Source organism: Brevundimonas sp. (assembly GCF_036659295.1).
Taxonomy (GTDB): Bacteria; Pseudomonadota; Alphaproteobacteria; order Caulobacterales; family Caulobacteraceae; genus Brevundimonas.
Genome location: NZ_JAVXCU010000019.1, coordinates 8,795 through 23,477 on the forward strand (window position 1 = coordinate 8,795; position 14,683 = coordinate 23,477).

The 14,683-nt window shown below is 55.4% G+C and carries 13 protein-coding genes and 1 pseudogene; 6 read left to right on the forward strand and 8 right to left on the reverse strand.

The genetic code is table 11. The features are described 5' to 3' along the window. The 6 genes from RSB01_RS05485 to RSB01_RS05510 all read right to left on the reverse strand — a co-directional run. Window positions 1-675 (reverse strand): hypothetical protein (locus tag RSB01_RS05485; protein WP_332625161.1); only part of this gene is annotated, 675 nt, incomplete at its 3' end. Window positions 676-754: 79 nt separating this feature from the next. Then, window positions 755-1,390, reverse strand: a complete 636-nt coding sequence (locus RSB01_RS05490) for a TerD family protein (protein ID WP_332625162.1) — start codon at window positions 1,388-1,390, stop codon at window positions 755-757. 95 nt (window positions 1,391-1,485) lie between these two features. Beyond that, window positions 1,486-2,571, reverse strand: coding sequence for a DUF475 domain-containing protein (locus RSB01_RS05495; RefSeq protein WP_332625163.1), 1,086 nt, complete (start codon window positions 2,569-2,571; stop codon window positions 1,486-1,488). Between the two features lie 44 nt (window positions 2,572-2,615). Continuing rightward, the gene (locus RSB01_RS05500; protein WP_332625164.1) at window positions 2,616-3,800 is read right to left on the reverse strand and encodes a TerD family protein; all 1,185 of its coding nucleotides are present in this window, start codon (window positions 3,798-3,800) and stop codon (window positions 2,616-2,618) included. A 100-nt stretch (window positions 3,801-3,900) separates the two neighbouring features. Then, complete coding sequence (locus RSB01_RS05505) at window positions 3,901-4,476, reverse strand: TerD family protein (protein WP_332625165.1); 576 nt, start codon at window positions 4,474-4,476, stop codon at window positions 3,901-3,903. Window positions 4,477-4,644: 168 nt separating this feature from the next. Continuing rightward, window positions 4,645-5,160: a hypothetical protein gene (locus RSB01_RS05510; RefSeq protein WP_332625166.1), complete on the reverse strand. Its 516-nt coding sequence runs from the start codon at window positions 5,158-5,160 to the stop codon at window positions 4,645-4,647. Window positions 5,161-5,391: 231 nt separating this feature from the next. On the opposite strand from RSB01_RS05510, the pseudogene RSB01_RS05515 reads away from it, so the two are divergent. Next, window positions 5,392-6,086 (forward strand): annotated as a pseudogene (locus RSB01_RS05515) (IS5/IS1182 family transposase). A gap of 411 nt (window positions 6,087-6,497) precedes the next feature. On the opposite strand, the gene RSB01_RS05520 reads toward RSB01_RS05515, so the two are convergent. Next, the gene (locus RSB01_RS05520) at window positions 6,498-7,286 is read right to left on the reverse strand and encodes a DUF559 domain-containing protein (protein ID WP_332620362.1); all 789 of its coding nucleotides are present in this window, start codon (window positions 7,284-7,286) and stop codon (window positions 6,498-6,500) included. Between the two features lie 24 nt (window positions 7,287-7,310). Here RSB01_RS05520 and RSB01_RS05525 point away from each other — a divergent pair. The 4 genes from RSB01_RS05525 (at window position 7,311) to RSB01_RS05540 (ending at window position 12,758) form a co-directional block, all read left to right on the forward strand. After that, a protein-coding gene (locus tag RSB01_RS05525) for an IS5 family transposase (RefSeq protein WP_332620360.1) occupies window positions 7,311-8,068 on the forward strand; the annotation gives its coding sequence in 2 pieces (ribosomal slippage) (window positions 7,311-7,632 and window positions 7,632-8,068; 759 coding nt in all). A 44-nt stretch (window positions 8,069-8,112) separates the two neighbouring features. After that, window positions 8,113-9,684: a DUF2779 domain-containing protein gene (locus RSB01_RS05530; protein WP_332625168.1), complete on the forward strand. Its 1,572-nt coding sequence runs from the start codon at window positions 8,113-8,115 to the stop codon at window positions 9,682-9,684. Window positions 9,685-9,694: 10 nt separating this feature from the next. Further along, window positions 9,695-10,576: a 3'-5' exonuclease gene (locus RSB01_RS05535; protein ID WP_332625169.1), complete on the forward strand. Its 882-nt coding sequence runs from the start codon at window positions 9,695-9,697 to the stop codon at window positions 10,574-10,576. A 913-nt stretch (window positions 10,577-11,489) separates the two neighbouring features. Continuing rightward, a complete protein-coding gene (locus RSB01_RS05540; protein WP_332625170.1) occupies window positions 11,490-12,758 on the forward strand; it encodes a DUF2130 domain-containing protein in 1,269 nt (422 codons plus the stop codon). Between the two features lie 476 nt (window positions 12,759-13,234). Here RSB01_RS05540 and RSB01_RS05545 read toward each other — a convergent pair whose 3' ends face one another. Continuing rightward, a complete protein-coding gene (locus RSB01_RS05545) occupies window positions 13,235-13,618 on the reverse strand; it encodes a hypothetical protein (RefSeq protein ID WP_332625171.1) in 384 nt (127 codons plus the stop codon). 150 nt (window positions 13,619-13,768) lie between these two features. On the opposite strand from RSB01_RS05545, the gene RSB01_RS05550 reads away from it, so the two are divergent. Next, window positions 13,769-14,665 carry a hypothetical protein gene (locus RSB01_RS05550; RefSeq protein WP_312136422.1) on the forward strand — a complete coding sequence of 299 codons (897 nt, stop codon included), beginning with the start codon at window positions 13,769-13,771 and terminating at the stop codon, window positions 14,663-14,665. Window positions 14,666-14,683 lie beyond the last annotated feature (18 nt).

Sequence of the window (14,683 nt, forward strand, 5' to 3'; positions counted from 1 at the left end):
GATGCTCCACTCGTCGCCAGGTAGATATTGCATGACGAGGAGCGGCGGCATGTCGGCCCCCATCGTGGCCACAGCTTCCCTAACCACGTGTGTCTGCAGTTCGCGATTGTCGGGGTTCATTAACTGACTGAATAGTGAGGCGTCGTCCTGCAGTTTCCAGTAGCCGGCTCCGAACACTCCGTGAGGAGGCTTTATGCAGGCATCGAAACCTCGGCGGCGAATATCCGCCACCGCATCATCAAATTCAGCGACGCCGTGCACCGTTGCGACAACCGGCGTTGGCAATCCAGCCTCCGCTGCAACACTATAGAACTGAGATTTGTCGTCGATAATATCCAGTGTGTCGGCGTCCGCCGTAAGGATAAGTCGTACGCCCGCCGCGGTAAAATCTGCATGACGGCGCGCGATAGCTGACCGGCCGCGTTGAGGAATGAATATCTGGACCTGGTTCGCCTTTGCGAACGCCAAGCACCAATCGACATAGGCATCGTTCTGCACCGTCGTATTTAGCGGCAGTCCGGGTTCGACCGCAAAGATGTCTGCGACTAGGAACACGGGCGCGAGGGCATTCGCGTGCGTGGCGACCAATATTACGCCGTCAGGATCGGCCCTACGCAGCATGACCAGCGCATCGCGGGTTTGGGAATAGCCATGATTGTACCAGATGCGAACCATGACTCATTTGACTCAGGAGGTTGAAAGAAAGACGGGGTCGGCCGTCGCCGACCGACCCTGTCTCAGCGATTCTGCGATTTTAGACCGAAACGCCGTAGCTCTTGGCGAGCGGGCCCAAACCACCAGCAAAGCCAGCACCAATCGCCTTCATCTTAAAATCGCCGGAATGGCGGTAGATTTCGCCGAAGACCATGGCGGTTTCAGTCGAGGCGTCTTCCGAAAGATCGTAGCGGGCGAGTTCCTTGCCGTCGGCATCGTTTACGACGCGGATGTAGGCCTTCTGAACCATGCCGAAATTTTGCTTGCGAGCTTCGAAGTCATGGATCGTGACCGAAAACACCAGCTTGTCGACTTCGGCGGGAAGAGTGCCGAGGTTGATCTTGATCTGTTCGTCGTCGCCGTCGCCTTCACCGGTCGTGTTGTCGCCCTGGTGGACGACCGAACCATCTGTCGACGTCTTGTTATTGTAGAAGATGAAGCCAGCATCACTGATCACTTTGCCACCGGCGTTCAGCATGAAAACGCTAGCATCCAGATCGAAGGCTGACCCGTCGGTGACGCGCGGATCCCAACCCAGACCCACGGTGACCTTTGTCAGGCCGGGAGCTTCCTTAGAGAGGCTGACGTTGCCACCTTTGGAGAGAGAAACTGCCATAATTTCGGTTCCTTTAGATTGCGCCCGGAGCATGAAAAATTGCTGGCGGGCAGAGATCATCCGATAGCGATTTCGCCAGGATGTTTAGAAGTGAAGGTGCAGAGCAGCACCTTCCGAGGGGGGATTGCGCTGGATTACGATCGGCGCAGACAATGCTATGATTGCTTGGCGCTCTCCAGCGGTGCGGCGGTCGAGATCTCTTCTTCGACGTCGTGCGGGAATTTTTTGTTATGGCGGATCGAGGTCCACAGAGCGAGCCCGATCAAGACTGCGCCTATCAACCCCGTGATCGTCTCGGGAATGTGCACGACGACCGAAGTCAGCATGATGACGGCCAGTGCAAGAATAGCCCAGAAGGCACCGTGCTCAAGATAGCGGAACTGGGAAAGCGTGCCGCCGCGGACAAGCGCGATTGTCATAGAGCGCACGAACATGGCACCGATGCCTAGGCCAAGCGCGATGATAATCAGGTTGTTGGTGAGTGCGAAGGCACCGATGACACCGTCGAACGAGAACGACGCATCCAGTACTTCTAGGTACAGGAAGGCTCCGAAACCAGCGCGGTGAACGCTAGCAACGGCTTCGTCAGGCGCGTCGAGTGCGTTGCCGATCCATTCAACCGCGAAGAATACCGAGATACCGAATACGCCGCTGATAAGGAATACGTATGCGTCAGCGACAGGAAGTTGGGTCGAGATGCCATACAAAATCAGAGCGGTCAGGATGATTTCAAAGGCTTGGAGATTAGCGAACTTTTGTAGCGGTCGTTCGAGAATAGCGATCCAATGGTGTTCCTTGTCGGAATCGAAGAAAAACTTCAGGCCAACGAGGAGAAGAAACGCTCCGCCGAAGCCCATAATGCCAGTGTGAGCACCTTCGATAATCGTCGCATAATGCTCGGGTTCGTTCAGCGCCAGGGTAACGGCGGCAATTGGACCCAAATGACCGGCAATCGCCACGATGATGATGGGGAAGACAACGCGCATGCCAAACACTGCGATTAGGATGCCCCAGGTAAGGAAGCGCTGTTGCCACTTGGGGCTCATGTCCTTGAGTACGGAGGCGTTCACCACTGCGTTGTCGAAGGACAACGACGTTTCAAGAACGCCCAAGATGACGCAAATCCAGAGGGCCGCCAAAGCTGCGCCGACAGTCCCGCCAGAGGCGTAACCATACCAGGTCCCCAACGCCAAGCAGATCACCGTAAAGATGATCGATCCATAAAATTGTTTTATCGACATCTATTCATTATTTCCATTGAGTTGCGTGTCCGGAACATCCGGCGTTAATCTTTGGAGCCGGCTTGCCAGCGCATGCCCCAACCCACGCGCTGGTCGAAGTCGCGGTGGCCGTTGAAGTACTCGATGAGGCGCGTGAATTTCATCGCGCCGTTGACGTTCTCGATCACCGCCAAGCCGCAGAAGCCGCGGTTATTCGGCCCGTCGGTCATCCGGATTTCGATCGGGGGCTGATCCGGCATGGTAATCGTCACGACCCCATCGGTCGCCTGCCAGTTTGGCGCGCCATCGTAGATATAGCAGAACAGCGCGATGCGCTTGATCTGCGACCACTTCTTGCCATTGACGCGGATGGTTTCGCCAGCGCTTACTGCACCCGTGCGATCATCGCCCGACAAAGCTATGTAGGGCTCGAATTCCAGGTCGCCGAAAGTATTCCCCAGCGCCTGGACAATCCCCTTGTAGCCGTCTTGCAATTCGTAGAGGCACCCGAGATCGAGGTCGATCGCAGTCGACCGGCCGCCGCCGAACAGGCCGCCGCGTTTTTGGGCTGCGCTGCTCCAGTTTAGATTGATCGAAAGTTCACCGAAACTCTCGCCGCGCTTTTCCAGATTGACGGTTGGCTTGGCCTTGTCGAGCGTGATTTTCGAGAGATTGATCTGGGCGGCTGGAGCAGGGGCCGGGGGGGCAGTGGGCGCGGAAGGCGTAGGTTCAGCAATATCGATCCCAAACGAACGTGCCAGCGGGCCCAGGCCGCCATTGAAGCCTTGTCCGACGGCTCGAACTTTCCACTGACCGTTCCGCAGGTAGAGTTCGGCCAGCATCATTGCCGCCTCCGTCGCTCTGCTCAAGTCGGGCCGGTAGGAAGCGATCGGTGAGCCGTCAGCCTTTGTAACGGCGACAGTCGAGCCGCTAAAACTGGCCATCGTCTTGTTGCCTTGGCCGCCGTCAACCGTCAGGCAGAAGACCACGCGCTCGATCGCAGGCGGCATTTTGAGCAGATCCAGCGAGAATGCGATCTGAGATTGATCGTGTCCGAAGACCGCGACGGCACCGTCCGCGCCTCTCGGTTGGTTGTAAAAAACCATGTCCTCGTCGGCACGAACCTTGCCGGAGGCAGTGAGAAGATAGGCCGATCCATCGAGAACGCCGGCGGCTCCCGGCCATGAGAGCACGACTTTGACGTTGCTCTCTGCAATTGGGGTGTTTGCACCCTGGGACAGTTCGGTCATGATTGGGCCGATCGTTTTAATAGAAGAAGAAGGTAGCGGGCGGCTGTTGGCCGGTCTGGGCGAAGATTGCCTTAAAACGCATGTCGAACGACGACGTCGGTTACAGTTTGCTTCTGATAGTGGGCAGCAGATCAAGCATCGTGCGACCTGAGGCGGTCTCGCCAATCGCGGTCATAGTCCAATGCCCCGAACCGCGCGTGAGCTTTGCCATAATTTGGGCGGTATGACGGCCGCTGCCAGACAAATTATACCGCGCGAGCTCGTCGCCCGACGTCTGGTCCACAATCCGGCAGGCCGCATTTTCGATCGTTTCGAAGGTGATGCCGGTAAAGCTATTGACGGTGAAAACCAGCGTCGAAACCTCGGCAGGCACGCGCGTCAGATCGACCTTGATCTGCTCGTCATCGCCATCGCCGTCGCCTGTCCGATTGTCACCGGTGTGAACGACGCTGCCATCGCGGCTGCGGAGTTGGCGAAACCAGACCGTATCGACGAGTTCCCCAGCGGAGTTGAACATTACGCAGGATGCATCCAGATCCACGCTCGCGCCGGGCTTGAGGCCGAAAAGCCCCTTCTTCTTCGCGACATCCCAACCCAGGCCCATGATCACCTGAGTGAGATCTCCGCCGCCTCGTTTCTCGAGACTTACTGATTGTCCTTTAGACAAATTAATCAAATCTATTCCCCCACTTAAGCAATGGTGCCTACAATCGAAAGCTGCCCAAAGCCAATATAAATTGGATAGCGCCTGTGTGTTATTAACAGCTTAAGCGTGTAAGCGAGCCGCGCTGAGCAACAATGCTGCGACAAAGAGTCGCTACCACATGCACCACCCACTGAACGTTTAGTATCCAAGCCCTGTCTTCTCGCCATTCTCTACAATAACGGGACTTTCTTCGTCGGCGACTATGTTGGGCTCAGAAGGCGCATTTTCGTATTCGGTTGACGGGACGTAGAGGTCGTTTTCGACAGGTGAACGGTCAGCCTGCATTGGAGCGAGCGCTTCAGGTAATTCTGCAGCAACGGCGACCTTGTCTACCGTCTGTGACGGTCGTTGGGCGGGCGCGGAAGAACTGACCTTCTCCCTCGCGTAAGTATAGTGGGCAGCATTGTCGCTCGTCGCCGATCCAAGAAGCAGCCCTAAGAAATATACTGCCAAAAAGAGGACGATTGCGTAGAAAAAAATTGAATACAGTCCGTGCCAAATAATCGATCTTCTCCGCCGCCCCGTTAGGAATAGGCGGCCATTACCGGCTAAGTGAAATTCAAGTTCAGCCCACCACCGACCAGGCGTCAGAAGCAGCCAGACAGGTTTGTTGGATTTTTCATAGTACCAACCGTATCGGTTCGAATTCATCACGATCCCCCTCCTGAATTATGAAAATTAGAAAATTTATATTGTCGTTAAGAGGCTAATGCCGTTCGAGCGTTCGATGAACCTGTGCCTATCCGTTAAATTTCCAAATCTCCAAATATCTCGAAGCTTTGCAATATATATCTGCTTTTTTTATTTTTGATACCCAGGGTGCTTAAAGTTCGATGTCCAAGCAATTGGAAACTGTGCCTGATAGGCTCAGAACCCATTTATGTCATGGCTCGATCTGCTTCAGGCTCTGCAAGGAGGCTGGGTGCTAGCGGTCTGTATAGGTTGACGGACGACCAGTTGGTGCGGCGTCAGCCGCACTTCCTCAAGAGCCAGAGCAAGACCAGGGCGGATGATGGTTAGGAGTTGAACGGGATTATCTTTGTGAACCGCAACGGGCTTCGCTGGCGTGATACGCTGCCTTTTTATGGCCAAAACGTTTTAAAATCGCTCGTTACGATGGAGCGAGGCCTTGTCGGAATGAGTGGGGGCTCTTCGGCACCCAGGGCCAAACCATATGCCTTCATGATCGATGGGCCTATCTGAAGGCGCATCGTACGGCTTTGATCTTCGCGGTGTAAAAGAGGGTTTTGGGCAGCTCATCGGGCGCATCAAAGCCGGTTTGAACATCAAGCTTCACGTCGCAACCGATGCGAACTGACGGTCCATCAGCCTGCTAATGACGGCTGGCCAGGTCGGCTACTACACCGCTGTGGTCGCTCCTGTGTGGGGGCCTGCCCAGGGCGCTGGAGTTGCTGGACGACCGCGCCTATCCGCTACGACAAGCGCAGATACAAAGTCGAATACGCATTGAGATCATGTTCGGTCGCCTCAAGGATTGGCGTCGCGTCGTAACTCGTTACGATAAATGCCCGACCGTCTTCCTGGCTGTCATCTTCTCCGCCGCCGCGGTGGCGTTCTGACTAGGAGTTGTAAGCCTAGTCCAGGGCGGATTAACAAATGCAATATGAACGGTTGGTCCTGCGTTAGAGCTCACCCACTAGCAAGCCACGACGGACCCTTGCCAAAGTCACGTTAGCCTTAGGCGAAGTTCATATGCTGTCTGGAAGGGTGGTGCTGCTTACGTGACTCGAACACGAAGCGACACTTAAAGTCTATATATTACAATCGATTGATACGCGTGATGGGCAAGGTTTCTGACCCTACCCATCGACGGCCCACACTGGCCTATAGGGGTAATTTAGGCGCTTCCTAAGTTACGATCGTTAGCTAGTAAGCGGCCCAAATTTCGACCCGCGCTATACCCGCAAGAGTTCTTATTGCTGATCTCTCTTGGAGGTGGATATTGCGTATCTGCCAAGTAGCATTTGATCTTATTCTCGGATCAGGGCGAGGATCTCGAAAACATCATCCCCGAACTGTTTGATCTGCTCCGGGTTCGTGCTCACCCGCATCGGCTGCGGTATGAGTTTTAAGAATTCTTCGTGATCAACCGGACGATATTTCAGCAGTGCATCGAGCATTGATTTGCGCAGGAAACCTTCGGTCGGATCATGTTCCGGGAAGGCGCTGCGAATCTTGTGCTCACGGATATCAATCAGTCGTGCACGTGCCTGATCGCGCGAGATGGCACGCACAAACCTCGCTGCCCGTTTGGCAATAGGTGCTGCTTGTTTCTCAATCTCCGGCTCCTCTTCCTCGATCAATACCGGCTCTTCCAGCGGCTGGTCATGGATGACTGGAGTGGCGACCAGCTTGGGCGCATTGCGATTCTGGCGAAGGTAGTTGAGCTGCTCGACAACGCGTTCCAGCTCTTCTTGCGGGCTGTGGAACCAGTCGGTGGACCAGATACGAACGATATTCCAGCCGAGGCCTTCTAAGATTTCCTGACGCAGGCGGTCACGGTCGCGCGCAGACTTGGACGAGTGATAGGCTGCGCCGTCACACTCGACGGCCGCCAGAAATTCGCCGGGTCTGTCTGGATCGAAGATGGCGATGTCCAGATAGAAGTTGGCGACACCCAACTGTGGCGTGCAGGTAAAGCCGTACTGCTGCAGCCCTTCGATGACGGCATCCTCGAAATCGCTGTCAGTACCCTTACCCGTAAGTTTGGTCTCGGCACCTAGGCTCAGGACCCATTGATTTGGTGCATGCGATCTGATTCAGGCTCCTAAGGAGTCTGGATCATGAGTGACCTGTATTGGCTGACGGACGAGCAGATGGCTCGGCTGGTGCCCTACTTCCCCAAGAGCCACGGCAAGCCGCGTGTTGACGACCGCCGGGTGTTGAGCGGGATCATCTTCGTCAACCGCAACGGACTGCGCTGGCGTGATGCGCCGGCGGCCTATGGGCCGCACAAGACATTGTACAATCGTTGGAAGCGATGGAGCGACGCTGGCGTCTTCGTTCGGATGATGGAGGGTTTGTCCGGGGCCCAGAGCGAGCGCCGTACCGTCATGATCGACGCGACCTATCTGAAGGCCCACCGCACGGCTTCGAGCTTGCGGGTAAAAAAGGGGGCCTCGGGCGACTGATCGGACGCACGAAAGGCGGAATGAACACCAAACTGCACGCCGTGACAGATGCGAATGGACGCCCGATCAGCCTGTTTGTGACAGCTGGTCAGGTCAGCGACTACACCGGTGCCGCAGCCCTGCTCGACAGCCTACCCAAGACGCAATGGCTGCTGGGAGATCGGGGCTACGACGCCGACTGGTTCAGGGACGCCTTGCAGGCCAAGGGTATCACGCCCTGCATCCCCGGACGTAAATCCCGAAACGAAGCCGTCCGATATGACAAGCGCCGATACAAAAGCCGAAACCGTATCGAGATCATGTTCGGCAGGCTGAAGGACTGGCGGCGGGTCGCTACACGCTATGATCGCTGCCCCAACGTCTTCCTGTCCACCATCGCTCTCGCGGCTACTGTGCTCTTCTGGCTATGAGTCCTGAGCCTAAATACTGTCGTGCGACCCATTTTGACGTGCCAATGAACGATGATGTTGATGTGGTCGCCTGGGCCGCGGGGGGAGAAGGATTGATCACGATAATGGACGTGTGCGGTGAAATGCGGTCGAACGAGGGGCGGCGCTACGGGCTGTCGAAATCAAAAATCACTGCGTTCGAACAGTGCGCCAGAAAGTTGTGGCTATCTAAGCACCGTCCAGAGCTGGCGTTGATGGATAGTGGAACTGAGGATCGGTTCGCGACGGGCCATGAGGTCGGCGATCTCGCCTGCAGTCTGCTGCCGAGCGGGGTGATGGTCGAGGCTGAGCCTGACTTGGCCGCAGCTGTCACTCGCACGCGAGAGCTCATCGACAGTGGTTGGTCTGAACCGATCTTTGAAGCGACATTCGAGCATGACGGTGTGCTGGTGCGCGTCGATGTGCTGTCGCCGACTCCAGACGGTTGGGCGATGGCGGAGGTGAAGAGTTCTGCGGGGGTGAAAGCGTATCACCTCGGGGATCTAGCGACGCAGATTTGGGTCGCCAGCAACGCAGGCTTGCAGGTGTCATCAGCTTGCATTCGCCACATAAATAGCGATTTTCGCCTCAAGAGGGAAGGCGACTACAAGGGCCTGTTTCGAGATACGGATTGCTTGGGTGAACTGACTGATCGCATAGCTGATCGGGCGACGGTGGTCGCCGACGCTCGCGCTGTGCTTGCTGGTGATGAACCGGAGGTCAGCACCGGCGACCACTGCAGCACGCCCTTCGCATGTGAGTTCTCAAGCCATTGCACCCGAATCGATCCTCCCGCTCCAGAATGGCCGATTAGTCTTCTGCCACGAACCGGTAAGAGCATCGCGGCACAATGCGCGGAGGAGGGGCTCTTTGATCTTCATGACGTGCCGGAGGGGCGTCTTAGCAACGCCCTGCACGAGCGCGTGCGTGAAGCGACGGTCAGTGGTCGAATCTATCATGACCGTAAGGGTGTAATCGAAGCGACCAAGGGGTGGTTGTGGCCAAGGGCCTATCTCGATTTTGAAACGATCGGCCCGGCAATCCCACGATGGGTCGACTCTAAACCGTTTCAGCAGATCCCCTTCCAATTCTCTTGTCACAGCGAGAGCGAAGCCGGGCAGGTCAGCCACACGGGCTTTCTCTCTATCGACGGCAGCGACCCAAGACGAGCATGCGCTGAAGCCCTGCTCGAAGCGCTCAATGGTGATCGCTGTGGTTCGATCATCGCGTACAACGCCTCGTTCGAGAAGCGCTGTGTGCTTGAGTTGGCGGAGATCTTCCCGGACCTAGCGCTCGCGCTGACCGAGGTCGCAGCGAAGATTGTCGACCTGCTCCCTGTGACACGCAATCACTACTATCATCGGGATCAACGCGGCAGTTGGTCGATCAAAGCCGTCTTGCCGACAGTTGCGCCAGAGCTCGCTTATGACGACTTGGAGGTCAAAGACGGCGGTGCGGCTCAGCAAGCCTGGCTGGAATGTACGCGCGCAGATACCACGCCCAACCGACGAGCTTTGTTGAAAGCGGGTCTGGAGACCTATTGTGAGCGCGATACTGAAGCGATGATTGTTCTGCTCAGGTGTTTGATCGGTGGTTGAGGGGCGCGCGATGGATTTGGAGGAGATGGCTGCGATGCTCGAAGCGAGCGGCGAGTACCGCGTGCTACGCAAGCTTCAACCGGCGGCACCGGCTGTTCCTTTAAGCGGCGCAGATCTCCGCATCGGCCTATTCGTCGATGTCGAGACGACAGGTTTGAACGCGCGCGATGATGAGATCATCGAGCTGGCCATGACGCGCTTCTACTATAGCCCTGATGGGCGCATTCATGGTGTTGGCGAGAGCTTTCATGGGTTTCGCCAACCTTCTCGGCCGATCCCGCCTGAGATCACAGCGATTACCGGCATCACCGACGCGATGGTGGCAGGCTGCCACATTGATCCGGCAGCGGTCGCTTCCTTTGCGGCAACATCGGCCTTCGTCGCCGCCCACAATGCCAGCTTCGACCGACGCTTTCTCGAACGGTATAGCGAAGTCTTCAAAACCAAGCCTTGGGCCTGTTCGATGTCGCAGGTTGATTGGGCGGGTGAGGGGTATGAGGGCGTCAAGCTCGCCTACTTAGCCAGCGGGGCGGGCTTCTTCTACGATAAGCACCGGGCCGTGAACGACTGCGCTGCCGCCATCGAGCTGTTGTCCCATTCTCTGCCGAGAAGTGGGGGCTTGGCGCTGGCGGCGCTGTTGGAGGCGGCGCGTCGTCCGACCTGGCGCATTCGTGCGGAGGGTGCACCGTTTGACTTAAAAGACGTGCTTAAGGCGCGGGGATATCGGTGGGACGACGGCTCGAGAGGCGCGCCGCGCGCCTGGTACATTGATGTTTTGGACGTGGATAAAGACGGCGAGCTGAGCTTCTTGCAACGAGAGATTTACCAGAGAGAGGTCGATCTCCATCCCGCTAAGATCGATGCTTACAACCGTTTTTCAGAGCGCTGCTAGCCATGGAGATGGGCGAGGGGCTCGCTTAGTGCAGATCATGACAAATACACTGACGCGCTTGCGTGTGACCTTAGGCATTGCGCTACTAGCCATCTCAGTAGGGATGTTGGCGGCGTGTGATCGCAACGCGAGTGCGGCCTCTCCTATAGAAGCGACGTCTCGTGCTGAGACTGCAGATCACTCTACATTCAGCGCGCGCGTAGTTGGTGTCACCGATGGCGATACCGTGAAAGTGCTTGATGAGCACAACGATCAACACACGATACGCTTGGCCGAAATTGATGCGCCAGAAAGAGGGCAGCCCTGGGGAAGCCGATCCAAAGAAGCTTTATCAGCACTCGTTTTTGGCAAGGTGATCTTGGTTCAGAAGACTGACACTGACCGCTATGGTCGGATTGTGGGACGGCTCCTCAGCGATGGCCGAGATGTTAATCGCGTGATGGTGGAGCAAGGCGCAGCTTGGGCGTTTCGTCGCTATCTTACAGATGAAACATTGATCGAAGTCGAAGCGAGAGCGCGACTCGATAGGGTCGGACTATGGTCACTGAGCGAGTTGCAAACTGTACCGCCCTGGGATTGGAGGCGAGGTGTTCGGGAGGGAGGCTACCAGAGCTCTGGGGCTGTGGCACAAACGCTCTATTCGGGTGCACCGATAGAGGGGCCGCACACTTCTAGTAGGCAGTTTACGTGCTCTAGCAAGCGATTTTGTCGGCAGATGACGTCTTGTGAAGAGGCTTACTTCTATCTGCGCCAATGCGGAGTTTCATCATTAGACGGCAACAGCGATGGTGAGCCCTGTGAAGTACTTTGTAGAACAGCGACAGCCAATAGCGACCGAAATTGACGTAACAGTATCGTAGGCAGAGATTCGATTTATTACGGCATTGAAGCCGGGCGATAGGAGGATAGATTTATGACCGAACCGACCATCATCTGCCCGAGCTGCCATTCAGACATCAAGCTGACAGAGTCTTTGGCCGGTCCACTTGTTGAACAAACGCGTAAAGCGTTCGCAGAGCAGCTGTCAGTTAAGGACCAGTTGATCGCTAAGGCTCAGGCGGATGTCGCAGCGGTGAAGCAGAGTGTCGAGCAAGAGCGTCTGGATATTGAAGCGACACTCGCCAAGCGAATGGATGAAGCGCGCAAACAGATCGCAACGGATGAGGCTCAGCGCGCTAAGCGCATGATTGCTGATGACCTTGCTGCACGCGACCGGCAGCTTGCCGAAATGGCTGAAACGCTGAAGGCGAAAGAGGAAAAGCTGAAGGCGTCGCAGGCTACAGAAGCTGAAATGCTCAAAAAGCAGCGTGATCTAGACGATAAACTTCGGGAGGCGGACCTCTCTGTGCAGCGTCAGGTCAATGAGGGCCTGGAGACGGTTCGGGCAGCGGCGAAGCTGGAGGCGGAAGAGGCACTGTCGCTCAAGGTCAAGGAGCGGGACACGCAGATTGCGTCAATGCAGCAGAAGATCGAAGAGCTGAAGAAGAAGGCAGAGCAGGGATCGCAGCAGCTACAAGGTGAGGCGCAGGAACTTATGCTCGAAGATACACTGCGCTCACGCTTCCCTTTCGACCAGGTTGAACCAGTAGGGAAGGGCGAGTTTGGTGGGGATGTCGTTCAGCGCGTGGTGAATGCGTCAGGACAGGTCTGCGGCACCATTCTTTGGGAGACAAAACGCACGCGAACTTGGAGTGATGGGTGGCTTAACAAGCTGAAAGGGGATCAGCGGGCGGCTAAGGCCGATCTTGCGCTTATTGTCTCCCACGCCCTGCCCAAAGACGTCGAAACTTTTGATCATATCGATGGGGTGTGGGTTACGGGCCCTAAATGCGCAATCCCTTTGGCGACGTCGCTACGTGAGAGCCTAATCCTGATGAGCAGCGTACGCGCGGCAGGGGAAGGTCAGCAGACCAAATCTGCGCTCATGTACGATTATCTAACGGGCCCCCGCTTCCGTCACCGTATTGAAGCGGTGGTCGAGAAGTTTTCTGAAATGCAGGATGATCTCGCTAGCGAGCGCAAAGCGACGATGAAGCGTTGGGCGAAGCGCGAGCAACAGCTGCATACGGTGCTCGATTCCACTGCTGGCCTTTATGGTGATCTACAGGGGATCGCCGGACGTTCGATGCTTGAGATTGAAGCGCTCGAAATGCCCATGCTTGAAGGCCCTGATGATGATTGATCGTTTCGAGAGAGGGCGGCTGTTTCATCCTGCTCTCGCTCAGTGTTGATCCAGACAAATCACCTGAGCAATATGAGGATTGCAGCTGTTGGCGCGTGTTCAAACATACCCAATTTCGATCACACTGATCCACCTCAGTTTATTACGCGCTTTTCGAGAGAATTATCCTGATTAACTTGTGATTGCCTAGAACGTTAGGTCTCGCAGCTCTGTTTGAGATCGTATCGCCTCTTTTGAGGCAGTTAGATCCAAAAGCTGATGTGTTCCCATATTTGACAACGAAAAAGGGAGCCTCGGCTGAAAACCAAGACTCCCTCAAGTTTAAAATTCATTGTCGACTTAAGCAAAAATCCATTTTGGATACACCTCCGGCGACGCTCACCCTTTCCGGGAGGCTTCACAATCTCGCGTCAGGTGCTTTAGCCTCTCTGACGGTCATCGATTGTTTCGCATTGCAAATTAACATCTCGCAAATTTTAGTATTCTCGAGATGCGTAAATGTAGATGTCATCTTGAGAGGCTTTGCTCCAGGCGTCCTTGGAAATGTAGCTCGCGTAGCGACCGACATCGTCAATGGGATCTGAGTAATAATCGCCAGCTGGTCGTATTGATTTCCACACGCGACAGCCTTCAACCATCAATCGTTCGGAGATGGCATATGGGACATGTGCAGCAATGTGCATATGTCTGTTTGAAACGGGGTGTTCGTGAAAACCGACCGCCTTGATTAAATGACGTTCGGGGTTGTTATACCAGCGTGGCCCCCACGCTTTCCGTTGAACGATGTTGAAGAAGTGCGTGGCGTCTCGATTGAGCTGAGAAGCCGAAGTCGTAAGCCCCATGCCAAGGGTGAGTGCCATATTCGGCTTCATGTCAGCGAGGTGAGCGCGCCAAGCTTTCTGGAGGTCATATTCTAACATTTAAAAGTTCCTTATTTTTGAAACTTAAATCCGTTAAACGGATTTAAGGATTGGATCAGGGAGCGAATTAACCGCAGGGAAACTTTACACATGTCGAAATTGAAAGAAGGCAAAGCGAAAGCGCGGCAGCAAGCGCAACGTTCTGCGCAGCGCGCAACGGTTTTAAAGCGATCGACTATTCCCCCCTCTGTAAGGGGAGCGCTGGACTTATCCTCGCTGAGCTCGAATGAGGAAGAGGTCAATAATGCCTACGTTGAGCTTGTGACCTATCGTGACCCGAGCGCAGCCTACCGTGAAAGTAACAGATATTATTATGCCGCCCTCGCTAAGGTTTATGAGGTGTGGATGCGAATTGAGGAATGGCCTCAAAAAGCGCGTGGAGATTTGTTGGTCCGGCTCGACGAAGAAAATCGTCACGCCGGAGCATTCAAAAGAGCACCGAAAGCTGACGGTTTGCACGTCCTGCTTCGCTTTCTCATCCATCATAGAAGCGATGATAAGACTGAACAAAAGCTCAGATCCCGCGATGCGGCCGCGCTACGACAAGTGGCTAGGATGGGCTTGTCTCCACATGATTTCCTGCAGAAGGCTAAATCGGGAGCTGTGAGTTTGGATCGTTTACACCGCGAAGACGTGGAGGCTAGGCGATTGGCACGTCAGTCAGCCGACAAGACTCCAAAGTCAGATGCGGTCGCTGCGACAGAGCCAGAGCAAAATGCGTCTGATGTCGCTGATGAACTGGTCAGCAATGGGCGCATTGTATGGCGAGGTTTGTCTAAGGAGGCCATGCTGGATGATGTGAAGAGCCCGCATGATATAGTGCTGATCGCCCGCGTAGATCCGCATGAAAAGAAGGTCATTCTGCGTCGTGCATATTTAACGGAATACATTTCGCTATCACCAGTGAAATTGAGGGAAATGTTGCGAGTTATGCGTGATGCGGGACTTATTAAGGCTAGGCGCGTGGGCCGACGATCTAAAGTGTAGGTGCAGACAAATGCCCAG

Excerpts from the sequence above, each read along its gene's own strand:
- RSB01_RS05490 (WP_332625162.1), bottom strand. The coding sequence starts at position 1,390 with ATGATCTCTGCCCGCCAGCAATTTTTCATGCTCCGGGCGCAATCTAAA.
- RSB01_RS05495 (WP_332625163.1), bottom strand. The coding sequence starts at position 2,571 with ATGTCGATAAAACAATTTTATGGATCGATCATCTTTACGGTGATCTGC.
- RSB01_RS05500 (WP_332625164.1), bottom strand. The coding sequence starts at position 3,800 with ATGACCGAACTGTCCCAGGGTGCAAACACCCCAATTGCAGAGAGCAAC.
- RSB01_RS05530 (WP_332625168.1), top strand. The coding sequence starts at position 8,113 with ATGAACGATGATGTTGATGTGGTCGCCTGGGCCGCGGGGGGAGAAGGA.
- RSB01_RS05535 (WP_332625169.1), top strand. The coding sequence starts at position 9,695 with ATGGATTTGGAGGAGATGGCTGCGATGCTCGAAGCGAGCGGCGAGTAC.
- RSB01_RS05540 (WP_332625170.1), top strand. The coding sequence starts at position 11,490 with ATGACCGAACCGACCATCATCTGCCCGAGCTGCCATTCAGACATCAAG.
- RSB01_RS05545 (WP_332625171.1), bottom strand. The coding sequence starts at position 13,618 with ATGGCACTCACCCTTGGCATGGGGCTTACGACTTCGGCTTCTCAGCTC.
- RSB01_RS05550 (WP_312136422.1), top strand. The coding sequence starts at position 13,769 with ATGTCGAAATTGAAAGAAGGCAAAGCGAAAGCGCGGCAGCAAGCGCAA.